Annotated in this window: 16 protein-coding genes, 2 tRNA genes and 1 pseudogene; 13 read left to right on the plus strand and 6 right to left on the minus strand. The window is 25.8% G+C overall.

The window, feature by feature from the left end; all coding sequences use genetic code 11:
• The first annotated feature begins 65 nt into the window (after positions 1-65).
• Positions 66-142, plus strand: a tRNA-Asp gene (locus tag FD726_RS01475).
• Positions 143-260: 118 nt separating this feature from the next.
• Positions 261-1,187: a homoserine O-succinyltransferase gene (locus FD726_RS01480; RefSeq protein ID WP_159989827.1), complete on the plus strand. Its 927-nt coding sequence runs from the start codon at positions 261-263 to the stop codon at positions 1,185-1,187.
• Positions 1,188-1,299: 112 nt separating this feature from the next.
• On the opposite strand, the gene pgi is transcribed toward FD726_RS01480, so the two are convergent.
• The gene (gene pgi, locus FD726_RS01485; protein WP_159989828.1) at positions 1,300-2,943 is read right to left on the minus strand and encodes a glucose-6-phosphate isomerase; all 1,644 of its coding nucleotides are present in this window, start codon (positions 2,941-2,943) and stop codon (positions 1,300-1,302) included.
• Between the two features lie 369 nt (positions 2,944-3,312).
• On the opposite strand from pgi, the gene lysC reads away from it, so the two are divergent.
• On the plus strand, positions 3,313-4,659 hold the full coding sequence (gene lysC, locus FD726_RS01490; protein ID WP_159989829.1) for a lysine-sensitive aspartokinase 3: 1,347 nt from the start codon (positions 3,313-3,315) through the stop codon (positions 4,657-4,659).
• 135 nt (positions 4,660-4,794) lie between these two features.
• Here lysC and plsB read toward each other — a convergent pair whose 3' ends face one another.
• Complete coding sequence (gene plsB / locus FD726_RS01495) at positions 4,795-7,209, minus strand: glycerol-3-phosphate 1-O-acyltransferase PlsB (protein ID WP_159989830.1); 2,415 nt, start codon at positions 7,207-7,209, stop codon at positions 4,795-4,797.
• A 361-nt stretch (positions 7,210-7,570) separates the two neighbouring features.
• Between plsB and FD726_RS01500 the strand changes: the two genes are divergently transcribed.
• The 5 genes and pseudogenes from FD726_RS01500 to FD726_RS01520 all read left to right on the plus strand — a co-directional run bounded on the left by FD726_RS01500 (position 7,571) and on the right by FD726_RS01520 (position 12,672).
• Entirely contained in the window at positions 7,571-7,795 is a 225-nt protein-coding gene (locus tag FD726_RS01500) for a CsbD family protein (protein WP_159989831.1), read from the plus strand.
• Between the two features lie 119 nt (positions 7,796-7,914).
• A pseudogene (gene dusA, locus FD726_RS01505) lies at positions 7,915-8,894 on the plus strand (tRNA dihydrouridine(20/20a) synthase DusA).
• A gap of 272 nt (positions 8,895-9,166) precedes the next feature.
• Positions 9,167-10,567 (plus strand): replicative DNA helicase, encoded by a 1,401-nt coding sequence (dnaB, locus tag FD726_RS01510; protein ID WP_159989832.1) that lies wholly within the window; start codon positions 9,167-9,169, stop codon positions 10,565-10,567.
• A 561-nt stretch (positions 10,568-11,128) separates the two neighbouring features.
• Entirely contained in the window at positions 11,129-11,644 is a 516-nt protein-coding gene (locus FD726_RS01515; RefSeq protein ID WP_159989833.1) for a single-stranded DNA-binding protein, read from the plus strand.
• Between the two features lie 449 nt (positions 11,645-12,093).
• The gene (locus tag FD726_RS01520) at positions 12,094-12,672 is read left to right on the plus strand and encodes a YfaZ family outer membrane protein (protein ID WP_159989834.1); all 579 of its coding nucleotides are present in this window, start codon (positions 12,094-12,096) and stop codon (positions 12,670-12,672) included.
• 185 nt (positions 12,673-12,857) lie between these two features.
• Here the strand turns inward: FD726_RS01520 and FD726_RS01525 are convergent.
• Positions 12,858-12,930, minus strand: a tRNA-Phe gene (locus FD726_RS01525).
• A gap of 133 nt (positions 12,931-13,063) precedes the next feature.
• Entirely contained in the window at positions 13,064-13,375 is a 312-nt protein-coding gene (gene cutA / locus FD726_RS01530) for a divalent-cation tolerance protein CutA (RefSeq protein WP_159989835.1), read from the minus strand.
• A 399-nt stretch (positions 13,376-13,774) separates the two neighbouring features.
• Here cutA and FD726_RS01535 point away from each other — a divergent pair, with 399 nt between their 5' ends.
• The 3 genes from FD726_RS01535 (at position 13,775) to groL (ending at position 16,488) form a co-directional block, all read left to right on the plus strand.
• Positions 13,775-14,227 carry an FxsA family protein gene (locus tag FD726_RS01535; protein ID WP_204162670.1) on the plus strand — a complete coding sequence of 151 codons (453 nt, stop codon included), beginning with the start codon at positions 13,775-13,777 and terminating at the stop codon, positions 14,225-14,227.
• Positions 14,228-14,468: 241 nt separating this feature from the next.
• On the plus strand, positions 14,469-14,765 hold the full coding sequence (locus tag FD726_RS01540) for a co-chaperone GroES (protein ID WP_159989836.1): 297 nt from the start codon (positions 14,469-14,471) through the stop codon (positions 14,763-14,765).
• Between the two features lie 64 nt (positions 14,766-14,829).
• The gene (groL, locus tag FD726_RS01545; RefSeq protein WP_159989837.1) at positions 14,830-16,488 is read left to right on the plus strand and encodes a chaperonin GroEL; all 1,659 of its coding nucleotides are present in this window, start codon (positions 14,830-14,832) and stop codon (positions 16,486-16,488) included.
• Positions 16,489-16,607: 119 nt separating this feature from the next.
• Here groL and epmB read toward each other — a convergent pair whose 3' ends face one another.
• On the minus strand, positions 16,608-17,633 hold the full coding sequence (gene epmB / locus FD726_RS01550; RefSeq protein ID WP_159989838.1) for an EF-P beta-lysylation protein EpmB: 1,026 nt from the start codon (positions 17,631-17,633) through the stop codon (positions 16,608-16,610).
• A 40-nt stretch (positions 17,634-17,673) separates the two neighbouring features.
• Here epmB and efp point away from each other — a divergent pair, with 40 nt between their 5' ends.
• Complete coding sequence (gene efp, locus FD726_RS01555) at positions 17,674-18,240, plus strand: elongation factor P (RefSeq protein WP_159989839.1); 567 nt, start codon at positions 17,674-17,676, stop codon at positions 18,238-18,240.
• Between the two features lie 128 nt (positions 18,241-18,368).
• Positions 18,369-19,343 (plus strand): elongation factor P--(R)-beta-lysine ligase, encoded by a 975-nt coding sequence (gene epmA, locus FD726_RS01560; protein WP_159989840.1) that lies wholly within the window; start codon positions 18,369-18,371, stop codon positions 19,341-19,343.
• A 131-nt stretch (positions 19,344-19,474) separates the two neighbouring features.
• On the opposite strand, the gene FD726_RS01565 is transcribed toward epmA, so the two are convergent.
• On the minus strand, positions 19,475-20,839 hold the full coding sequence (locus FD726_RS01565) for a Do family serine endopeptidase (RefSeq protein ID WP_159989841.1): 1,365 nt from the start codon (positions 20,837-20,839) through the stop codon (positions 19,475-19,477).
• Positions 20,840-20,983: the final 144 nt, after the last annotated feature.

Raw genomic sequence — 20,983 nt, forward strand, 5'->3', positions numbered from 1 at the left:
ATACAATTGTTATTATCTAGTAAATTGAATAGAATTTTCTTGTAATATTTTTTTAAATTTAAATTGGAGCGGTAGTTCAGTTGGTTAGAATACCTGCCTGTCACGCAGGGGGTCGCGGGTTCGAGTCCCGTCCGTTCCGCCATTTAACTAAAACTTATTCATTTATTCATATTGTTTTTTAATGGGATCATTAATTTAATCTTGTACTGATTGATTATTGTTTCTATTATTTTTTAAATCTAATTACTAAGAAATATTTTATGCCAGTTAAAGTTGCAGATCGTTTACCAGCAGTAAAATTATTGCGAAATGAAAATATTTTTGTACTTACTTCATCTCATAACACTAATATTCAAGAAATTCGTCCGTTAAAGTTGTTAATACTTAATTTAATGCCTAAAAAAATTGAAACTGAAAATCAATTGTTACGTATACTTTCTAATTATCCATTACAAATCGATATTCAATTATTACGTATTAATAGTCATAAGTCTCGCAATACACCTAGTGATCATCTTAATAATTTTTATTGTGATTTAGAACACATTTATAATAATACGTTTGATGGTTTAATAGTTACTGGTGCACCTTTAGGTCTAATAGATTTTAGAGATGTGTCATATTGGTCTCAAATTAAAAAAATATTTTTCTGGGCGAAAGACCATGTTACTTCAACACTTTTTATATGTTGGGCAGCACAAGCTGCACTGAATATCATATACGGAATTCCTAAAAGAGTCAGAAACAGTAAACTATTTGGTGTTTTTACTCACAAAATTTTAAAATCTTCTTTACTAACACGTGGTTTTGACAATAATTTTCTTGTCCCTCACTCACGTTATGCAGATTTTTCCGTTCAGTTAATAAAAAATTATACTGATTTAGAATTACATGCTACATTAGATTTTTCTTCTGATGCATATATTATGTCTAGTATGGATAAACGTTTAGTTTTCGTTACTGGTCATCCTGAATATGATTTACTTACGTTGTCAAATGAATACCAAAGAGATTGTAAATTAGGATTATCTCCTATAGTTCCTTATAACTATTTTCCAAATGATGATCCTACCTTGATACCCAGTATTTCTTGGTGCAGCCACGGATATTTATTGTTTTTTAATTGGTTAAATTATTATGTATATCAAATAACACCATTTAACTTATTATATATGAAATCTATGTAATAATTATTTATATTAATTTGTAATCATTATATTTATAATAGATTATTACTAAATTTGTTATTTTATATAATTATTAAATAAATGCTAAAAAGAAAAATATTATTAGTTTTAATTATTGCCATTTTTTATAGTAATTAATTAATGAATTAGTAGAATCATCATATTTTTTCGTTTGATTTTTAATTTTTAGTTCTATTAAGATTTTATTTGCTAATTTTTTTCCTAATTCCACTCCCCATTGATCAAAACTAAAAATATTTAATATAGATCCTTGAGTAAAAATTTTATGTTCATAAAGCGCAATTAAAGATCCAAGATTAAAAGGATTAATTTTTCGTATTAGTATAGAATTAGTAGGGCGATTACCTTCAAATAATTCAAATGATGTTATATTTTTTTTAATTTTATTTTTTATGTTTAATATATTTTCTTGATCTATTTGATCACAAGATGTACCAAAAGCCAATGCTTTTGTTTGTGCAAAAAAATGTGATAAAAGCTTTAAGTGATGATCATCTAATGAGTTATGATGTATTACTGGAGCAATGAAATCACATGGAATTAATTTGGTACCTTGATGTAATAACTGATAAAACGAATGTTGCCCATCAGTTCCACACTCTCCCCAAATTATAGTACCTGTTTGATAATTAACACGATTTCCTTCTCTATCTACTTGTTTACCATTAGATTCCATACTTAATTGTTGTAAATATGTAGCAAAGCAATGCAGATTACGACTGTAAGGTAAAACTGCCTCAGTTTCTGAACCAAAAAAATTGTTATACCAAATACTAATTAATGCGAGTATTACTGGTATATTTTTTTCTAATGGTGTTTCAGAGAAATGTTTATCCATTTCGTATGCACCACTAAGAAGTTGTTTAAAATTATCAAATCCTATAGAGAGAACAATTGATAATCCAATTGATGACCATAAAGAATACCGTCCTCCTACCCAATCCCACAATTCAAAAATATTATCAATTTTTATACCAAATTTTTGTACTTCCTTTATATTATTAGACATTGCAATAAAGTGTTTTGACATGTTATGTTTATCTTTTGTTTTTTCTAGAAACCACTTACGTGCGCTATAAGCATTAGTTAATGTTTCCTGAGTATTAAATGTTTTAGATGCTACTAAGAATAATGTTGTTTCTGAGTTTAAATTTTTTAGTGTATTAGTTAAGTGTGCACTATCAATATTAGAAACAAAATGTATATTAAGATGATTTTTATAAGGACTGAGTGCCTCAGTTACCATTAAAGGACCAAGATGTGAACCACCTATACCAATATTTACTATATCTTTTATTGGTTTGCCAGTATAACCTAACCAATCGCCATTAATAATTTTTTCTGAAAAATTTTTCATTTTGTTTAATACTTTATTTATTTTAGGCATTATATCTTGTTCATTTAATATTATAGGTTTATTACTACAATTTCTTAGAGCAGTATGTAGTACTGCTCTGTTTTCAGTAAAATTAATTTTTTTTCCAGAAAACATTAAATCAATATTTTTTTTAAGATTAGTTTCTCTTGCTAATGATTGTAATATTTTTACTGTTTCTTCAGTGAGAATATTTTTTGAAAAATCTACCAAAATTTGATCATTGAAAATAGCAGAAAATTTATGAAATCTATAAGGATCTTCAGCAAATAAGTTTACAATTTGTGATGATTTCATTTGTTTAAAATGTTTTTGTAATTTCTTCCAAGATATAGTATGAATTGGATTGATTTTTTCCATAAAAAGCTCTTGTTTTTTTTGTATAATTTTTTATTCTATTTTAAATCACAAACATTAATATTAACATGATTTAAAAATATATTTTGTGATTAATTAAATAAACACTAACTTATAAATTATTTAATAGATTGAAAATTATCAATATTTATTTGATATGAATTTATATTATTTTTATCTAAATTAGAAAAAATTTTTATGATTTTCATTTAAAAATATTTTCATTTATTTGGTAAATTTATTAAAAGATTGGTTTTTAATTCATCTATAAATTTTTAAAACGATAGTATTTATAACCATAACTAATTCAACATAAAATTTTTTAATTAAAAAATATATTTATAATATATATTATTTTAAGGGGTTCTAATAATGGTTAAAAAATTGATAGTAGCTAAATTTGGAGGCACTAGTGTTGCAAATTTTAATGCAATGAACCGTAGTGCTGATTTAATAGTTAACAATTCTAATATTCGTTTAATTGTCCTCTCTGCTTCGGCTACTATAACTAATATACTTATAGCTCTTTCTGTAGTAAATACTAATAAAATTTACAGATCTTCTTTAATTGGTAAAATTAGTGATATTCAAAATTCAATACTTAATCATTTTGATAAGCAAAATAAATTGCATAAATCAATCGATCATATGATAGCGAATATTGCAATATTAGCTGAAAATGCTTCTAAAGTTAGTTCTGTAGAATTAAAAGATGAAATTGTTAGTTACGGTGAATTAATGTCATCTATGATTTTCGTTGAAATATTACGTCAAAAAAGAGCAAATGTTGATTGGTTTGACGTACGCAATGTAATGAAAACAAATAATAATTTTGGTTGCGCTAAACCCAATATTAATATTATATCCGAAAAAGTTAAAAAGTATCTAGAACCACTATTGTTAAAAAAAATTATAGTTACACAAGGATTTATTGGTAGAGAAGATCAAGGACGTACTACTACTTTAGGTCGTGGAGGAAGTGATTATACAGCTGCGTTATTAGGTGAAGCATTAAAAGCTAAATGTATAGAAATTTGGACTGACGTACCTGGTATTTATACAACTGATCCTAGGTTAGTGCCCACAGCTAAAAGAATAGATGAAATAACATTTAAGGAAGCTGCAGAAATGGCAAGTTTTGGTGCCAAAATACTCCATCCTTCTACTCTATTACCTGCAGTACGAAGCGATATTCCAGTTTTCGTCAGCTCTAGTCAAAAACCAGAAGCAGGTGGAACATATATCTCCAATAAAACCAAAATTATACCATTACTTCGGGCATTATCTTTACTTAAAAAACAAACTTTATTAACTTTTAACGATTTAAAATATAATAAAACAAAATTTTTAGCAAATGTTTTTAATATACTATCTAATTACAATCTACCAGTAGATATTATAATAAGTGACAAATCTAATATATCATTAATTATTAATAATAGTGATACAAGCATAAATGAACCTATTAATAATAGTTTATTAGTTAAACTTGAAACATTTTGTAACGTTACAATAAGAGAAAATTTATCTCTGATTGCTGTCATTGGAAATAATTTAACAAAAGTTAATGGCATTACTAAAATGTTATTTGCAACATTAGAGCCATTTAACTTAAATATGATTTGTTATGGTGCTAGTGATCACAATATTAGTTTTTTAGTACAAAGTATTGATGCAGAAAATATTATACGTATTCTGCACAAAAATTTCTTTGAATAAAAAAATTATTTTTTAATTACGTTAAATTAAACTCATTTAATAATTCAATTAAAATTATTTTTATATCATATAATATAAAAATAATAAATTACTATATTATCTTAAGTATTATTCTTTCCTATTAAATATAAAAATTTAAACTTTAGTTTTATTATTTAATATTTTGTACAAGACATTATATGTAGATAAGGTTTTTTCTTTATTTACATTACCATTTATATATATATATTTTTGATTACGTAAAGTTGATAATATAGATCTAAAAAAACATTGATCAAAAAATTCTGGTATGTAAATATTTTTATTTGATAAAAAACTTTGAGATAATATAATACTTTCTGTCTCTATTAATTTATTATTTACGATTTGATTAATTTTAAGAATATGAAATATTATGATATAACGTTGCAACATTTCTCTAGCATTATAGGATAATAATCTCAAAATATCTGACCTATCATGTTGTAAAAATAATTTTTCTTTTTTGGAAGAAATTAATTTCTGATATTCTAGTTGATTGCAAATTTTTGTTATTAATGATGGAATTTCACTGCATTCCCAACATAAAAACAAATCTCTTTTCACTATAGGATATAAATTTTTAACATAATTGATAAGTTCATGTATATTGATTTCTTCAAAGTTTATAATAATAGTTGCAATTAACGAGGGCATTATCAACATATGTTGAATATTATTACGGTAGTAAAGAATTGTTTTTACTTCATCTTGCAATGTGAATATAATTTCAGTATTATCTTTTTTTTTAATTTTGAATTTATTACATTTTATAATATAAGCAATTATTTCATTAGTATTCATAGGAATTGTAATTCCAGAAGAATAAGGCACTTTATTTAATAATTCTATATAGAAATTCAATTGATCAGTAAGTTCTTTTTGAGTCAAAGAATATGTGGTAGAAGAAATAATAGCTGTAACACATAAATTTACTGCACCAGCTACACTAGCTTCATTAATACGTGTCATAAGTTTAATAGCAAGATTATTTACTAATGGTGTTAACCATATTGGACGAGATTTATTAATATTATTTCTTGATTTATACCATTCAGGAACATATTTATTTAAATAACTATTTAAGGTTAAAGGTTCTCCAAAATTAACATAAATATGACCAAGATTTCTTAATCTACATAATGTAAATAAATTACGTAGTTTTTGTATTATTTTATCTTTTTTTGTTTTTCCACTTAATTCATTGCTATAATAATTTATTTCTAATATATTGTCATAACCTATGTATATAGGAACTAAAGTAACTAAATTTCTACCGTTATTTTTTATAATTGATTGCAAAGTCATTGTCAATAGACCAGTTCTAGGTTTAAGTAAAAATCCAGTACGAGATCTTTGTCCTTCTATAAAATATTCTATTGAACATCCATAATTAAATAATTTATCTAAATATTTACGAAAAATGATACAGTAAAGCTTATTGTTTTTGAATTTTCTCCTAATAAAAAAAGCTCCTAAACTACGTAGTATGCCACCTATAGGCCAAAAATTAAGATTCTGACCTGCAGCTATATAAGGTATTGAAAATCCCTTATTGTATAACACATAAGAAATCAATAAATAATCTATATGACTACGGTGACATGGTATATAAACAATTTTATGACCGTTTGAAACTAATTTGTATATTTTTTCGTATCCGTTAATATTAATTTTTTCATAAAATATGTTCCAAAACTGTTTCATTAAATAATCAGTCAAGTAGATAGCTTCATAAGAAATATTTGAAGCAATTTCGTTGATAATTTTTATAGCATTATTTTTAGATATTTTATAAGTAATATGTTTTTGTTTTGCTTCTTGTTTTATTATTTTTTTAAGTGTTTTAGATTTTAAAAAAACTAGTAATAAATCTTTATATTTAATAATATTAGGTCCTATTGTATTAATTTTCTGTCTTATAAAATAAATATGTGCTATTCTCACGAGTTTTTTAATAATATTTCTGTCTGAGTTATTTTTTAGTAATATTTTGTTCAGAGAAATCATTGATGAAGAATAAATTAAAACATTTCTACCATGCCATATAATTATAAACATCTTCTTTAAGATATTTATTACTTTCGATTTTTTCTTTTGTTTAACATCGATATTGCTATTAAAATTAGGTGACCTGCTAATCACTACTGATATAAGTAATATTTTTATCTCATGTTTATTTACTAATCTAATATAACGTCTTAGTATTTTAATTGATTTGATTAATTTCCAATACGGAATTAAATATGAGTGCAAATATCTGTTATCATTAATAAAAAGATGACATGGTAAGGTCATGCCATTTATTTCTATAATAGATAAAGGGTCAGGTAGTTTATATTTAATACATTGTTTTCGCAAAATTAATAAATTAAGCATTGATTTATCAGGCAGGATATATATAAGAGGTGTTTTTTTATTGATATTCTTATTGCAAATATCATCTATAGTAACTATTTTACTTCTTATTGCTATAGATACTATTATATCAACTAAATTTAAATAAATTTTATACCAGTTAAATTTAAACAAGACATCTCCTAAATTTTAATAATATATATAAAGTTAATTATATTTCAATAATATTTTAAACAGTTTAAATAAAAAATTTTAGTATTATTTAAATTATTAAAATAAATTCTATGTTTAGGTTATATCATTATAATTACTTTAAATAATTTATTGATACTTAAATTTCTATTCTAGAATGAAGCAAACATGATTATTTTAAATAATTGATTAATCTTTTAAAAAAATAATATAGATAATACTCAGTATTGTGTACAATTATCTACTACAATTAATATTAAATAACACACAACTAATAATTAAATTTATAATTATTATATAATAAGGTATTATGTTAAACCTAAGGTTGATGTGGAGGTTTAAAATGAATAAAGATAAAATTGACGGTAATTGGAAACAATTCAAGGGAAAAATGAAAGAGAAATGGGGTAAATTAACAGATGATGACTTTCAATGCATGGAAGGCAAAAGAGAGCAATTGATAGGTAAAATCCAAGAACGTTATGGTTATGCTAGAGATCAAGCAGAAAAAGAAGTAAGAGCTTGGGAAAGTCATAATAAAGATTGTCATTGGTGCAATCATTATTAAAATATAAAACAAATTTTAAATTTAGGCACAAGGAAGTGCCGTCGGATGAGTTTTTGTTTAAAAAATAAAATTTAAATACGGTAAACAATTATGTTAGATCACAAACTTATTCTTTAATAATGAATAATTACTATAGGCGTTTTGCTGTAGCACCAATGCTTGGTTGGACTGATCGGCATTGCCGCTATTTTCACCGACAGTTGAGTAGTTGCGCGATTTTATATACAGAAATGATCAATACAAATGAAATCATAAACAGCAAGTATAATTTTAACATAGAATATAATGATGATAAAGAAAATTTGGTTGCACTGCAATTAAGTGGAAATAATTCAACCCAATTAGCTTATTGTTCTAAATTAGCAGAAAATTATGGTTATAATGAAATTAATCTTAATATTGGTTGTCCATCATATCGAGCGCAAAAAGGTTATTTTGGTGTAAGTTTGATGAATAATGCACATCTAGTTGCCGATAATATCAAGGCCATTCATGATGTTGTAAATATTCCAGTAACAGTGAAAACTCGTATAGGGATAAATGAACAAGATCATTATAATTTTTTAAGGGATTTTATAGGTACTGTATCACAGTATAGTGGTTGTAAAATTTTTATTTTCCATGCAAGAAAAGCATTACTTTCCATGTATAATACTCGTAAAAATCTTACAATTCCTCCTCTTAATTATTCTCATGTATATCATCTTAAAAAAGATTTTCCTTCTTTTTTAGTAATAATTAATGGTGGTATAGAGACATTAGAAGAGGCGCAAATACACTTACAATATCTTGATGGTGTAATGTTAGGACGTGGGGTTTATAAAAATCCTTTTATTTTATCTGAAGTTGACAATAATATCTTTGGTTTAAAAAAAAAATTGATTCTGTATCATTAGTAAAAAGTATGTATCCTTATATTGAAAAGGAAATAAAAAAACATATTAGAATTAATAGAATAATACGACATATGTTGAGTTTATTTAGAGGTGTTCCTGGTTCTAATCAGTGGCGTCGTTATATTAGCGATAATATCCATAAATCTAATGCAGGTATTTGGGTAATTGAAAATGCATTAAAAATGTTAAAATTTAATAATTAAAATAATTCATGTAAGTATTTTTTGTTAATGTAATATTTATGCTTTGTTTCAATATTTATTATAACTATTTACAATATCTTATTGAATTACCAATATTTTATTTTTTAATTAAAATCCATTCATTATAATAAAAATTTTTAAATGCTTATTAAAAATCATTTTATTATTTTTTATATTCCTGAAATTAATTCAATTATAAGGCAAAGCATTAATACTGAATCAAGTAAAATTTCTGAATTTCTTCTCAAAAACAGTAGGTAATATACTTAGTTATGTTAGGAAAAAAAAATACTAATAACAAAAAAAAGAAAGATTATCAATTAGAAGATATAAAAGTTCCTCCACATTCTATAGAAGCTGAACAATCTATTTTAGGCGGATTAATGCTAGATAATGAATGTTGGTTTAGTATCATTGATTATATTATGGCTAACGATTTTTTTAATTTTGCTCATAAAATTATTTTTTTAGAAATGCAGTTTTTATTAGAAAATAAAAAACCAATTGATTTAATTACTTTATCTGAATCATTAGAAAGTAACGGCAAACTAGAAATAGTAGGAGGTTTTGCATATTTAGCTGAATTATCTAAAAATACGCCAAGTGTTGCAAATATTAATGCTTATGCAGATATTGTTCGTGAACGTGCAATATTACGAGAAATCATATCAGTAGCTAATAAAATTGCTAATGTTGGATATAATCCTCAGGGAAGAAGTAGTGAAGAACTACTAGATTATGCAGAATCTAATGTTTTTAAAATTTCAGAAAATAGATGTAATCAAAATCATGGTCCTAAAAATATAAGTGAAATTCTTGAAAATACGATTTCACGTATTGAATCATTAATTCAAAAACCTCAAGATGGTATTACTGGTATAAATACAGGATATCAAGACTTAAATAAAAAAACAGCTGGATTACAACCTTCTGACCTTATAATTATTGCAGCACGACCTTCCATGGGTAAAACCACTTTTGCCATGAATATATGTGAAAATGTTGCAATGTTGCATGACAAACCTATACTAATTTTTAGCTTAGAAATGCCTAGCGAACAAATAATATTACGTATGTTAGCATCTTTATCTCGTGTTGACCAAACTCGTATTAGAACCGGACAACTTGATAATGAAGATTGGAGTAGAATTTCTAGTACAATAAATATATTACTGAAAAAGAAAAATATTTACATAGATGACTCATCAAGTTTAACACCTAATGAAATTAGAGCAAGAGCAAGACGTATTTACCGAGAAAATGATGGATTAAATATAATAATGGTAGATTATCTGCAACTAATGCGTATACCATCTTTTTCAGATAATCGTAACTTAGAAATAGCTGAAATTTCTAGATCATTAAAATCACTTGCTAAAGAACTTAATGTTCCAATTATTGCTCTTTCACAACTTAACCGTTCTTTAGAACAACGTTCTAATAAACGTCCAATGAACTCTGATTTACGTGAATCTGGTTCAATAGAGCAAGATGCTGATTTGATAATGTTTATTTATCGTGATGAAATATATAATGATAACAGTGACTTAAAAGGAGTAGCAGAAATAATTGTAGGTAAACAACGTAATGGTCCTGTTGGTACTATATACTTAACATTTAATGGTAAGTGGTCACGTTTCGATAATTATGTAGGTAATTATTACGAGAATTAATTATTTATTGTAAATAATAATTACATTAATACAGCAACTTATTAAATAATAAATTGATTATTATGTTATATTTTATTTTGCTATAATAAAATAAAACTAATGTTGATTATTTTATTCCATAAACATACAACTTACAAATCATCACTGTAGTAATATTATATATTGTTTGATTTTTAGTTTTTAAATTTATATGTAGTAAAATATAAATTATTATATAATAAATTATGTTTTACTATAATTTCTATAAATTTAAGCTATATTACTTGTTAATATAGCTTAAATTAATTATATATTAAACAACCAATATGTTTCATGATTAATTTGATAATTAATTATAAATTAAAAATTTTAATATAAAATAATCATTTAAATATTTTAGTAAACACAATAATTCTTATAATTAATAATAAGAGTTATTTTTTATAATTTAAATTATTTTTATCACAGTCTTTTCTTGATATTTAATTTTTTTATATTAAAATATCAAATTTAGATTCATTTAAATAAATATACTAATTATTATCTATAATGATTGATGTTAAAAAAAATAAGAGAAAAAATATGGCTAGAGGCATTAATAAAGTAATTTTAATAGGTAATTTAGGGCAAGATCCGGAAGTACGCTATATGCCTAATGGTAATGCTGTAACCAATATTACACTAGCTACTTCAGAAAGTTGGCGAGATAAAAATACAGGTGAAAATAAAGAGATAACTGAATGGCATAGAGTAGTGATTTTTGGAAAGCTAGCAGAAGTAGCTAGTGAATATTTGCGTAAAGGCTCACAGATATATGTAGAAGGTCAATTACGTACTAGAAAATGGCAAGATCAAAGTGGTCAAGAAAGATATACTACAGAAGTGGTTGTAAACATGGGAGGAACTATGCAAATGTTGGGTAGTCGTCAACAGAATAATACTTCTAATATTTCAGTGAGTAATCAAAATAATACTAGTTGGAATCCATCTCAACAAATTAATAATAATATGGATAACGATTCTTGTTTACAAAAAACTCAATCAGAACCTAAAATAAATGAACCAGTAATAAATTTTGATGATGATATTCCTTTTTAAAAAAGATAATGATGTGATTTTCAAATAATTTATAACCATACAGTAGATTTATAAATACATGGGTTGTGTATTATATAGAAGATAGTACATGTGTTGTTTTAAACATAATATCTATTTTAACTTTATAAAATAATTATGTATAAATATAATAAATGATATCAACAATGATGTTATTCATAAAATAAAAATAATTTTTTTATTTTATGAATAAATCAATTATTTATGTTACAATGTCAACAGAGTATTACATAACATTAACAAATAAAATAATCTACATAATATCTGACAATTGACAAGTGATATTACTTTTTAAATTTGATCATCTATGAAAAATTATAATATTATATTATTAATGATTATTTTTTGTAGTTATATTTATAATTTTATGTCTTTACTCTAATGAGATTAATTTCATCAATAAGTCAATTGTTATTTCGAGGAATAAAATTATGTTAAAGAGGTTTATTACTGGAAGTACACTGAGTTTGATTTTATTAAGTAGTCTCACACAAATAGTACATGCAGCCGAAGGTAGTATTTTTTTAGGTAGATATGGTACTATGTTATCCATCGGATCTAGTACTAAAAATACTGGATCATTCTTCAATGGTCGTTTCTTATATAATAATATTAAAAGTAATGTCTTTGATATTGGGGTTGGCTATAATATAAATATAAATTCATTTCAAATATCTCCATCGATTAAAACTATTTTTAATAAATATGAAGAATCATTGGCAGAAACTACAATGTCTTTAGGATTAGGTGCTAAAGCACGTTATAAGTTTAATTCACATTGGAGTATTTATGGTCAGTATAATTATGCGAAGGAATGTTGTGCTCTGAAAACAATACGTAATTCTTATCAAGAAATTAATAGTGGTATAAGTTATACACCTATTTCTGTTTTAAGTTTAGAACTGGGTTACAGATACATAAGATTAAATAACAATTCTCCTTCTAAATCTTATAGATCAACTGAATATTTAACTAAAACTCCATATTTAGGTGTATCAATGGTTTTCTAATTATTTAAAGAGTTATTAATAATATACAAAATTTTGCTCTAATCGGTAAAGCTCGATTCCGATTGCTATTTGATATTATAAATTTATTTAACATAACATTTATAATGTATACTAATAAAGTAGTATGTAGTATTATGTAATTCGGTGTTTGAGCTTACCTAACCTAAATTAAATAAGATTTTTTGTGCCCAGAGGCGGAATTGAACCACCGACACAGGGATTTTCAGTCCCCTGCTCTACCTACTGAGCTATCTGGGCAACATATCACTAATTCATCATCAGATATTATATTAGACCTTAAAGATTTAGATTAGTCAACTTCTATTTTTATATTTTTTATTAAAATATACATTTCAACTATTAAGATTTAAATCTCTAATTTAAATTAATTTTATATAAAAGATGATTTTAACCAGTTATGATATTCTTTATTTACATAAATAGTTGGTAATATTATTATTTCTGGAATTTCATAAGGATGAATATTCTTTATTAAATTTACTAATAGTTGTTGATGTATTTTATCAGATTTAATAAAAAACTGAACTTCTTTATCCATTTTAATTTTATTTTCCCAAGTATAATATGATATTATTCCTGGAACTATGTTAACACAGGGTGTTAATTTAGATTGTAATAATTTTTTAGCAATATCTTTATAATCTTGTTCTGGTACAGTACAAATAATAATGATAATGTCCATTCCATTTTTCCATATATCATATTAACTTTAACTATTATTAAATCATCAAAAACTTTTATTATTAAATATTTCCAATAACTATACATATTAAAACTGATAAACTATTATCATTAATGTAAGTACTATTTATATTATTAATCAATATAATTTTTACCTAATATTATAATTTAATCAATATAATTTTTACCTAATATTATAATTTAAAGTATATTAATAATGATATTGATCAGTAAGTGGATTTTTTGTTACGGTTAATTGTAGAAAGATACAATCTATTTTATAATATCGATAAATTAAAATTTATTCATTATATTTTTAATATTTATAGACGATAAATATTTTTATATTTTGTTGCAAATATTTTATAAAATATAAAAATATGAATCTTAGGAGAATTTAGTGGGTTGGCTATTATTAATCATGTTTTTTATACTATCATGGATAGAAATTTTCTTATTTATTCATGTATCTAACCTATTTGGTATTCCACTTACCATTTTATTGGTATTATTTACTTCTAGTATTGGTGTATTAATAGTTAAAAATCAAAGTATAAAAAATTTCATATTAATTAAAGAAAAATTAATATATAATGAAATGCCAACATTGGAAATAATTAAAATTATTTCTTTGATAATTAGTGGTTTTTTGTTATTATTACCAGGGTTTTTTACCGACTTATGTGGTTTACTATTATTAATACCGCCAATACAAAATTACATAATTTTAAGAATTATGAAACACTTAATTATTTGGATTAAATTTAATAATAACAAATGCACCATAGATGGGGAATTTGAAAGGAAAAACAATAAATATATTGATCATTGTGATGACTTTAAAAATAATTGATTTATATTAATTAGATATAATTTATAATATATTGTATAATTTACATAAATATTGAAATATAGACTATAATTACATGAAACTAACTAGTTATTATATTTTCATAAAAATTTTATTGTTGCTCCCCTTGAAAGCATTAACACATGTCCCTATTTATTTCACCAGCAAGGCTGTAAACCATTTGGTCGGTATTCACCAAACAAAATAAAACGATTAGATTTCTTACTTGAAGGAGAACTATCAAATGAAAATTCGTCCATTGCACGATCGTGTTATCGTCAAGCGTGAGGAAGTTGAAGCTAAATCGGCCGGTGGTATTATGTTAACTGGTTCAGCGGCATCTAAATCCACTCGTGGTAAAGTAATAGCTGTTGGTAAAGGTCGTATTCTTGAGAGTGGTCAAGTAAAACCTTTGGACGTAAAAGTTGGTGATTTAGTAATATTCAATGAAAGTTACGGTGCTAAAACTGAAAAAATTAATGAAGAAGAAGTATTAATCATAAATGAAAGTGATATTTTAGCAATAGTAGAAACTTATTAAAAGTTAAATTTTAAAATTTTATGCATAGTTCACTGAATATAACGAAGTTTAAGGAATATTTGAAATGGCAGCTAAAGACGTAAAATTCAGTAATGACGCACGTGTAAAAATGTTGCGTGGCGTAAATGTACTGGCAGATGCAGTAAAAGTAACTTTAGGTCCAAAAGGTCGTAATGTAATTTTAGATAAATCTTTTGGCGCTCCAGCTATTACTAAAGACGGAGTTTCTGTTGCTCGCGAGATTGAATTAGAAGATAAATTTGAAAATATGGGCGCTCAAATGGTAAAAGAAGTAGCGTCTAAAGCAAATGATGCAGCTGGAGATGGTACTACCACTGCTACTGTTCTAGCTCAATCTATTGTAAATGAAGGCTTAAAAGCTGTAGCAGCAGGCATGAATCCTATGGATTTAAAAAGGGGTATTGATAGAGCAGTAATTGCAGCAGTGGAGAAATTGAAAGAACTTTCTGTTCCTTGCTCAGATCCTAAAGCAATAGCACAAGTTGGTACTATATCTGCTAACTCCGATGAAAGTGTTGGTACCTTAATAGCTCAAGCAATGGAAAAAGTTGGTAAGGAAGGTGTAATTACTGTAGAAGAAGGCAATGGATTACAAGATGAATTAGATGTAGTTGAAGGTATGCAATTTGATCGCGGATATTTATCTCCTTATTTTATAAATAAAGCGGAAACTGGAGCTGTTGAACTAGAAAATCCATTTATTTTGTTAGCAGATAAAAAAATTTCTAATATTCGTGAGATGTTACCTATATTAGAGGCTGTTGCAAAATCTGGTAAATCATTATTAATTATTGCAGAAGATGTAGAAGGTGAAGCACTAGCTACTTTAGTGGTCAATACTATGCGTGGCATTGTTAAAGTAGCTGCAGTTAAAGCTCCTGGTTTTGGTGATCGTCGCAAAGCAATGTTACAAGATATTGCTATTTTAACTGGTGGAACAGTTATATCAGAAGAAATTGGCTTAGAACTTGAAAAGACTGTTTTAGAAGATCTTGGACAAGCTAAACGTGTTGTTATTAATAAAGATACCACAACTATTATTGATGGTATGGGAAAAGAAAAAGAAATTCAAGGACGCGTAGCTCAAATACGTCAACAAATTGAAGAAGCTACATCCGATTATGATAAAGAAAAATTACAAGAAAGAGTAGCAAAATTAGCAGGTGGAGTTGCTGTGTTAAAAGTTGGTGCAGCAACTGAAGTAGAAATGAAAGAGAAAAAAGCTCGCGTTGAAGACGCACTGCATGCAACTCGTGCAGCAGTTGAAGAAGGTGTTGTTTCTGGAGGTGGTGTAGCTTTAGTTCGTGTTGCAGTTCAATTAGTTGACTTGACCGGTCAAAATGAAGACCAAAACGTTGGAATTAAAGTTGCATTACGTGCAATGGAAGCACCATTGCGCCAAATAGTTGCTAATGCTGGTGAAGAGCCATCTGTAGTTACAAATAATGTAAAAGCTGGTGATGGTAACTACGGTTATAATGCACAAACTGAAGAGTATGGCAATATGATCGATTTCGGTATATTAGATCCAACAAAAGTAACTCGTTCTGCACTACAATATGCGGCATCTGTTGCTGGTTTAATGATTACCACTGAATGCATGGTTACTGATATGCCAAAAAGCAATACTCCTGATTTAAGTGGCGGTGCTGGTAGTGCTGCTGGTATGGGTGGTATGGGCGGCATGGGTGGTATGATGTAATTTTTGTTTTATTATCCTATGACTACTTCTATTTAAACAAATTTAATTTTTTATAATCCCCCTCTAATCAAGAATATTTGATTAGAGGGAACGGTACTATTATAGTTACCTATTTAAAATTAATTTCGGTTGTTAAGTGTTATTTTGATATTTTGACTATTTTCTATTAGCTTTGGTACTATATAACCAGATACTCTACTTGATAGTTGTTTTAATAATTTTATAGCTTTATATTTTGTCACGTAAAAATGAGATGTACCTTGTACTTTATCTAGCATATGTAAATAATAAGGAAATATTCCAATATCAAATAAAGTATTGTTTAGTTTCATTAATGATTCTAAATCATCATTTATCCCTTTTAACAAAACACTTTGATTAAATAAAGTAACTCCTATTCTTTTGAGCTTAGATATTGCATCAAATAATTCTTCATTTATTTCCTGAGAGTGATTAATATGTGTAACTAATATTATCTTTAATCTTGTTTTTTTTAATATTTGGCATAATTTATTTGTTACACGTGAGGGTATAACAACTGGAAAACGGCTATGGATTCTTAATTTTTTTAAATTCGATATATTTTCTAATTGACTTATAATCCACTCTAATTCATGATCTTTTGCTATTAAAGGATCTCCTCCTGAAAAAATTATTTCGTTTATTTCATTATTAGAACTGATATAATTTAGTGCTTTTTTCCAATTGTTTTTATTGCCTTGATTATTTTGGTAAGGAAAATAACGTCTGAAACAATATCTACAATGGATAGCACAACCACCTTTTAAGAGTAATATGATTCTATTTCTATACCTATGTAATAAACAAGGTATTTTATTTTGTTGTTCATTTAATGGGTCTTTAGTATATCCTGAAATTTTCAGAAACTCTTGATGTTGAATGAGAACTTGTAAAAGTAATGGGTCTTTTATTTTATTTTTTTCCATTCTATTAATAAATGATTGTGGTACGCGTAAAGGAAAAATATTATTTAATTTGGCAGATTTTTTAGTTATATATTTATCTTCTATCTCTAATATTTTTAATAATTTTTTTGGCTCAGTGATAACATTAGCAAGCTGTTTGAGCCACTCTACTTCTTTTTTTTCGTAAGAGTAGTGATTTACAGTTATAATATTTGCCACTTTTCATGTTCTCTATTATTAATTTTGATAAGGAGTTAAAATGGTAAATTACGTTAGTAATGATTTACGTGCTGGTTTAAAGATTATTTTTGATAACGAACCATATACTATAGAATATAGTGAATTTGTTAAACCTGGAAAAGGACAGGCCTTTGTTCGTGTTAAAATGCGAAGATTACTAACAGATACTAGAGTTGAAAAAACTTTTAAATCTACGGATTATTTTCAATCAGCAGATATTTCAGATACTAATTTAATATATTTGTATAATGATAATGAATTTTATTATTTTATGCATCCTGAAAATTTTGAACATTTTCAAGTAAATAAAAAAACCATGGGTGATACCACTAAATGGATGCAAACAAACATTTGTTATATTATTACTTTGTGGAATAATATACCCATTAATATTCAACCTCCAAACTTTATAGAAGCAAAAATTATTAAAACTGATCCAGGTTTGAAAGGAGATTCTATTGGTACTACTAGTAAATTTGCTACTTTATCTACAGGTGCAGTAATTAAAGTGCCCTTGTTTTTAAAAATAGGTGAAACAATTAAAGTTGACACTCGTTCTGGAGAATATGTATCTCGTATTAAATAATTAATGTTTTTATTATAAATAATAAAATAAGATAATTTTTGTACTTATTTATAATAAAGTTAAATTATTCTTGATAAATAAAATTTCAGAACAATTTAATTGATTCTTTTTTAAAAGAGATACTACATATGACTGAACAATTAAATTGGCAACCTAGTATATCAATAAATAATTTGTTTAGAAGAGCTAAAATTATAGAGAAAATTAGAAAATTTTTTTCTATAAATGGTGTACTTGAAGTTGAAACACCTATAATTAGCAAACGAACAACTACTGATGTTTATATTGTACCATTTAAAACTAAATTTATTGATTATACCTTGAATGAAATGGATCTTTGGCTAATAACTAGCCCTGAATATCATATGAAAAGATTACTAGCATCAGGAAGTGGGCCAATCTACCAAATCGGAAGAAGTTTCCGTAATAGAGAAATTGGACGTTATCATAACCCAGAATTTACTATGTTAGAATGGTATCGTCCTAAATGTGATATGTTTTGTTTAATGAATGAAGTAAATGATTTTTTACAATTTATTTTAGGTTGTAGTAGTGCAGATTTTATTTCTTATCAAGATATTTTTATTGAATATCTTGATGTAGATCCTCTTTCTGCTAATTTAACACAACTCAATGAAATTGCAAATAAGTTAGATAATAAAAATTTAATAACTGCCGAAAAAGATATAAGTACAATACTAATGATAATTTTTATGATTATTATTGAACCAAATATTGGAAAAAAAAATCCTTGTTTCATTTATAATTTTCCGTCTAATCAAGCAATATTATCAAAAATAAATAGTAGCGATAATCGTATAGCAGAGCGTTTTGAAGTTTATTATAAAGGAATTGAATTAGCAAATGGATGTGTTGAATTAACTGATCCTAAAGAACATATTATACGTTTTGAAAAAGATAATGACATACGTATAAATAATAAATTACCAGTAAATACCATGGATGATAGGTTACTAGAAGCAATTAAACAAGGTATTTCTGATTGTTCTGGTGTAGCAATGGGCTTGGATAGGATAGTAATGTTAGCATTGAATATAAATTCCATAGATGAGGTAATGACTTTTCCTATGGATCGTTGTTAATATTTAATTCTAGCATTAGAATTAAATATTTTTATTAAAAAATATTTATCAAAGTGATAAATATAAATAAAACAATTAAAAACTGAATTAAAGCGGATACGTAAATATAATAAATAGGTATCCGCTAATTATTATTTTAATAATAAATATATACTTTCATTGTTTCTTATTATATTTAGTGTTAACATAGATGGATCACTTGTTATTACTTTATGCATATCTTCTATTGTAAAAGTACGTTTACGATTGACACTAATGATTATATCATTTTTTCTTAATCCTAATGTGTCTGATACTATTCCCTGTTCAATATTTTTAATTAGTATACCTTGATCACCTTTTTTTGTCTCACTATTTTCAAGAATTACACCTGGTAGCATAGGAAATACAATTTTTTCATCAACTGGTGCTACTATATCTTTTTCAATATTTACATCCATAGAAAATATTTTTCCATCGCGAAGCAAAATTAATTTGATATTTTTTCCAGGTACTGTAATTCCAATCCTAACACGTAATTCATTAAAGCTGTTAACAGGTTTATTGTTCATTAACATAACTACATCACCGGCTTTAATTCCCGATCTTTGTGCAGCTGAATTTGGAATAACCTCTGAAATAAATACACCATTTTGACCTTTTAAATCAAATATATGTGCCATATCAATACTAATTTCAGTACCTTTAATGCCTAATCTAGCTTGTTGTATTTTTCCGTATTTTATTAATTGTTGTGCTAAAGTTAAAGCTATATCACTAGGTATTGCAAACCCAATTCCTACACTTCCACTATTTGATGCTAATATAGCGGTATTAATCCCAATTAATTCACCACTTAAATTTACTAGCGCTCCACCAGAACTACCTTTATTGATAGCAGCATCTGTCTGAATAAAATTTTCTAATCCTTGTATATTTAAACCATTTCTTCCTAAAGCTGAAATAATTCCAGCAGTTGCAGTCTGACCTAAACCAAAAGGATTACCAACAGCTATAACAAAATCACCTACTTTAGTAATATCTAAATTTGCTATTTTTACTTGAGTAAGATTTTTTGCACCATTAATTTTAATTAGTGCAATATCTGTATTTTTATCACATCCAATTAATTTAGCATTATATTCTCTATTATCTATTAATTTAACATAAATTTTTTGAGCTCCACTTATAACATGGTTATTAGTTAATACATAACCTTTATTTGCATCTATAATTATGCCAGAACCTAGTCCTTCAAATGGTTGTAATCTATCTTGTGGTTCTTGTTTATCAAAATTTTTTAATGTTTCAGAAAAATCTATTTTTTGTTGTTCTAATGTATCTCCTTCAACATATATACTAACTACAGCAGGTAATACTTTTTCTAACACGGGTGCTAGACTAGGTATATTGTTTCTAATACTTATTGGTACAGTTGCTACTACATCTAGAACAATAACAAAATTAATCCATATACTTAAAAATAGTAAATGAAACAATCTCACTTGTTTTTTCATTTCTACAATGCTCTCTTGCTTTAACAAAAAGTGTTAAAATAAAATTTAATGTTTTAATGTGATAATTTGTTTTTAACTTAATTTAATATATAAAAAATTATTAATTTAGATTATTACTTGTCATACTATAGTAATGTTTAAAAT

This window comes from Pantoea sp. SoEX (assembly GCF_009829945.1).
GTDB lineage: Bacteria > Pseudomonadota > Gammaproteobacteria > Enterobacterales > Enterobacteriaceae > Pantoea_C.

Coding starts and splice junctions, on each gene's coding strand:
- FD726_RS01480 (WP_159989827.1), top strand. CDS start 261: ATGCCAGTTAAAGTTGCAGATCGTTTACCAGCAGTAAAATTATTGCGA.
- pgi (WP_159989828.1), bottom strand. CDS start 2,943: ATGGAAAAAATCAATCCAATTCATACTATATCTTGGAAGAAATTACAA.
- lysC (WP_159989829.1), top strand. CDS start 3,313: ATGGTTAAAAAATTGATAGTAGCTAAATTTGGAGGCACTAGTGTTGCA.
- FD726_RS01500 (WP_159989831.1), top strand. CDS start 7,571: ATGAATAAAGATAAAATTGACGGTAATTGGAAACAATTCAAGGGAAAA.
- dnaB (WP_159989832.1), top strand. CDS start 9,167: ATGTTAGGAAAAAAAAATACTAATAACAAAAAAAAGAAAGATTATCAA.
- FD726_RS01515 (WP_159989833.1), top strand. CDS start 11,129: ATGGCTAGAGGCATTAATAAAGTAATTTTAATAGGTAATTTAGGGCAA.
- FD726_RS01520 (WP_159989834.1), top strand. CDS start 12,094: ATGTTAAAGAGGTTTATTACTGGAAGTACACTGAGTTTGATTTTATTA.
- cutA (WP_159989835.1), bottom strand. CDS start 13,375: ATGGACATTATCATTATTATTTGTACTGTACCAGAACAAGATTATAAA.
- FD726_RS01540 (WP_159989836.1), top strand. CDS start 14,469: ATGAAAATTCGTCCATTGCACGATCGTGTTATCGTCAAGCGTGAGGAA.
- groL (WP_159989837.1), top strand. CDS start 14,830: ATGGCAGCTAAAGACGTAAAATTCAGTAATGACGCACGTGTAAAAATG.
- efp (WP_159989839.1), top strand. CDS start 17,674: ATGGTAAATTACGTTAGTAATGATTTACGTGCTGGTTTAAAGATTATT.
- epmA (WP_159989840.1), top strand. CDS start 18,369: ATGACTGAACAATTAAATTGGCAACCTAGTATATCAATAAATAATTTG.
- FD726_RS01565 (WP_159989841.1), bottom strand. CDS start 20,839: ATGAAAAAACAAGTGAGATTGTTTCATTTACTATTTTTAAGTATATGG.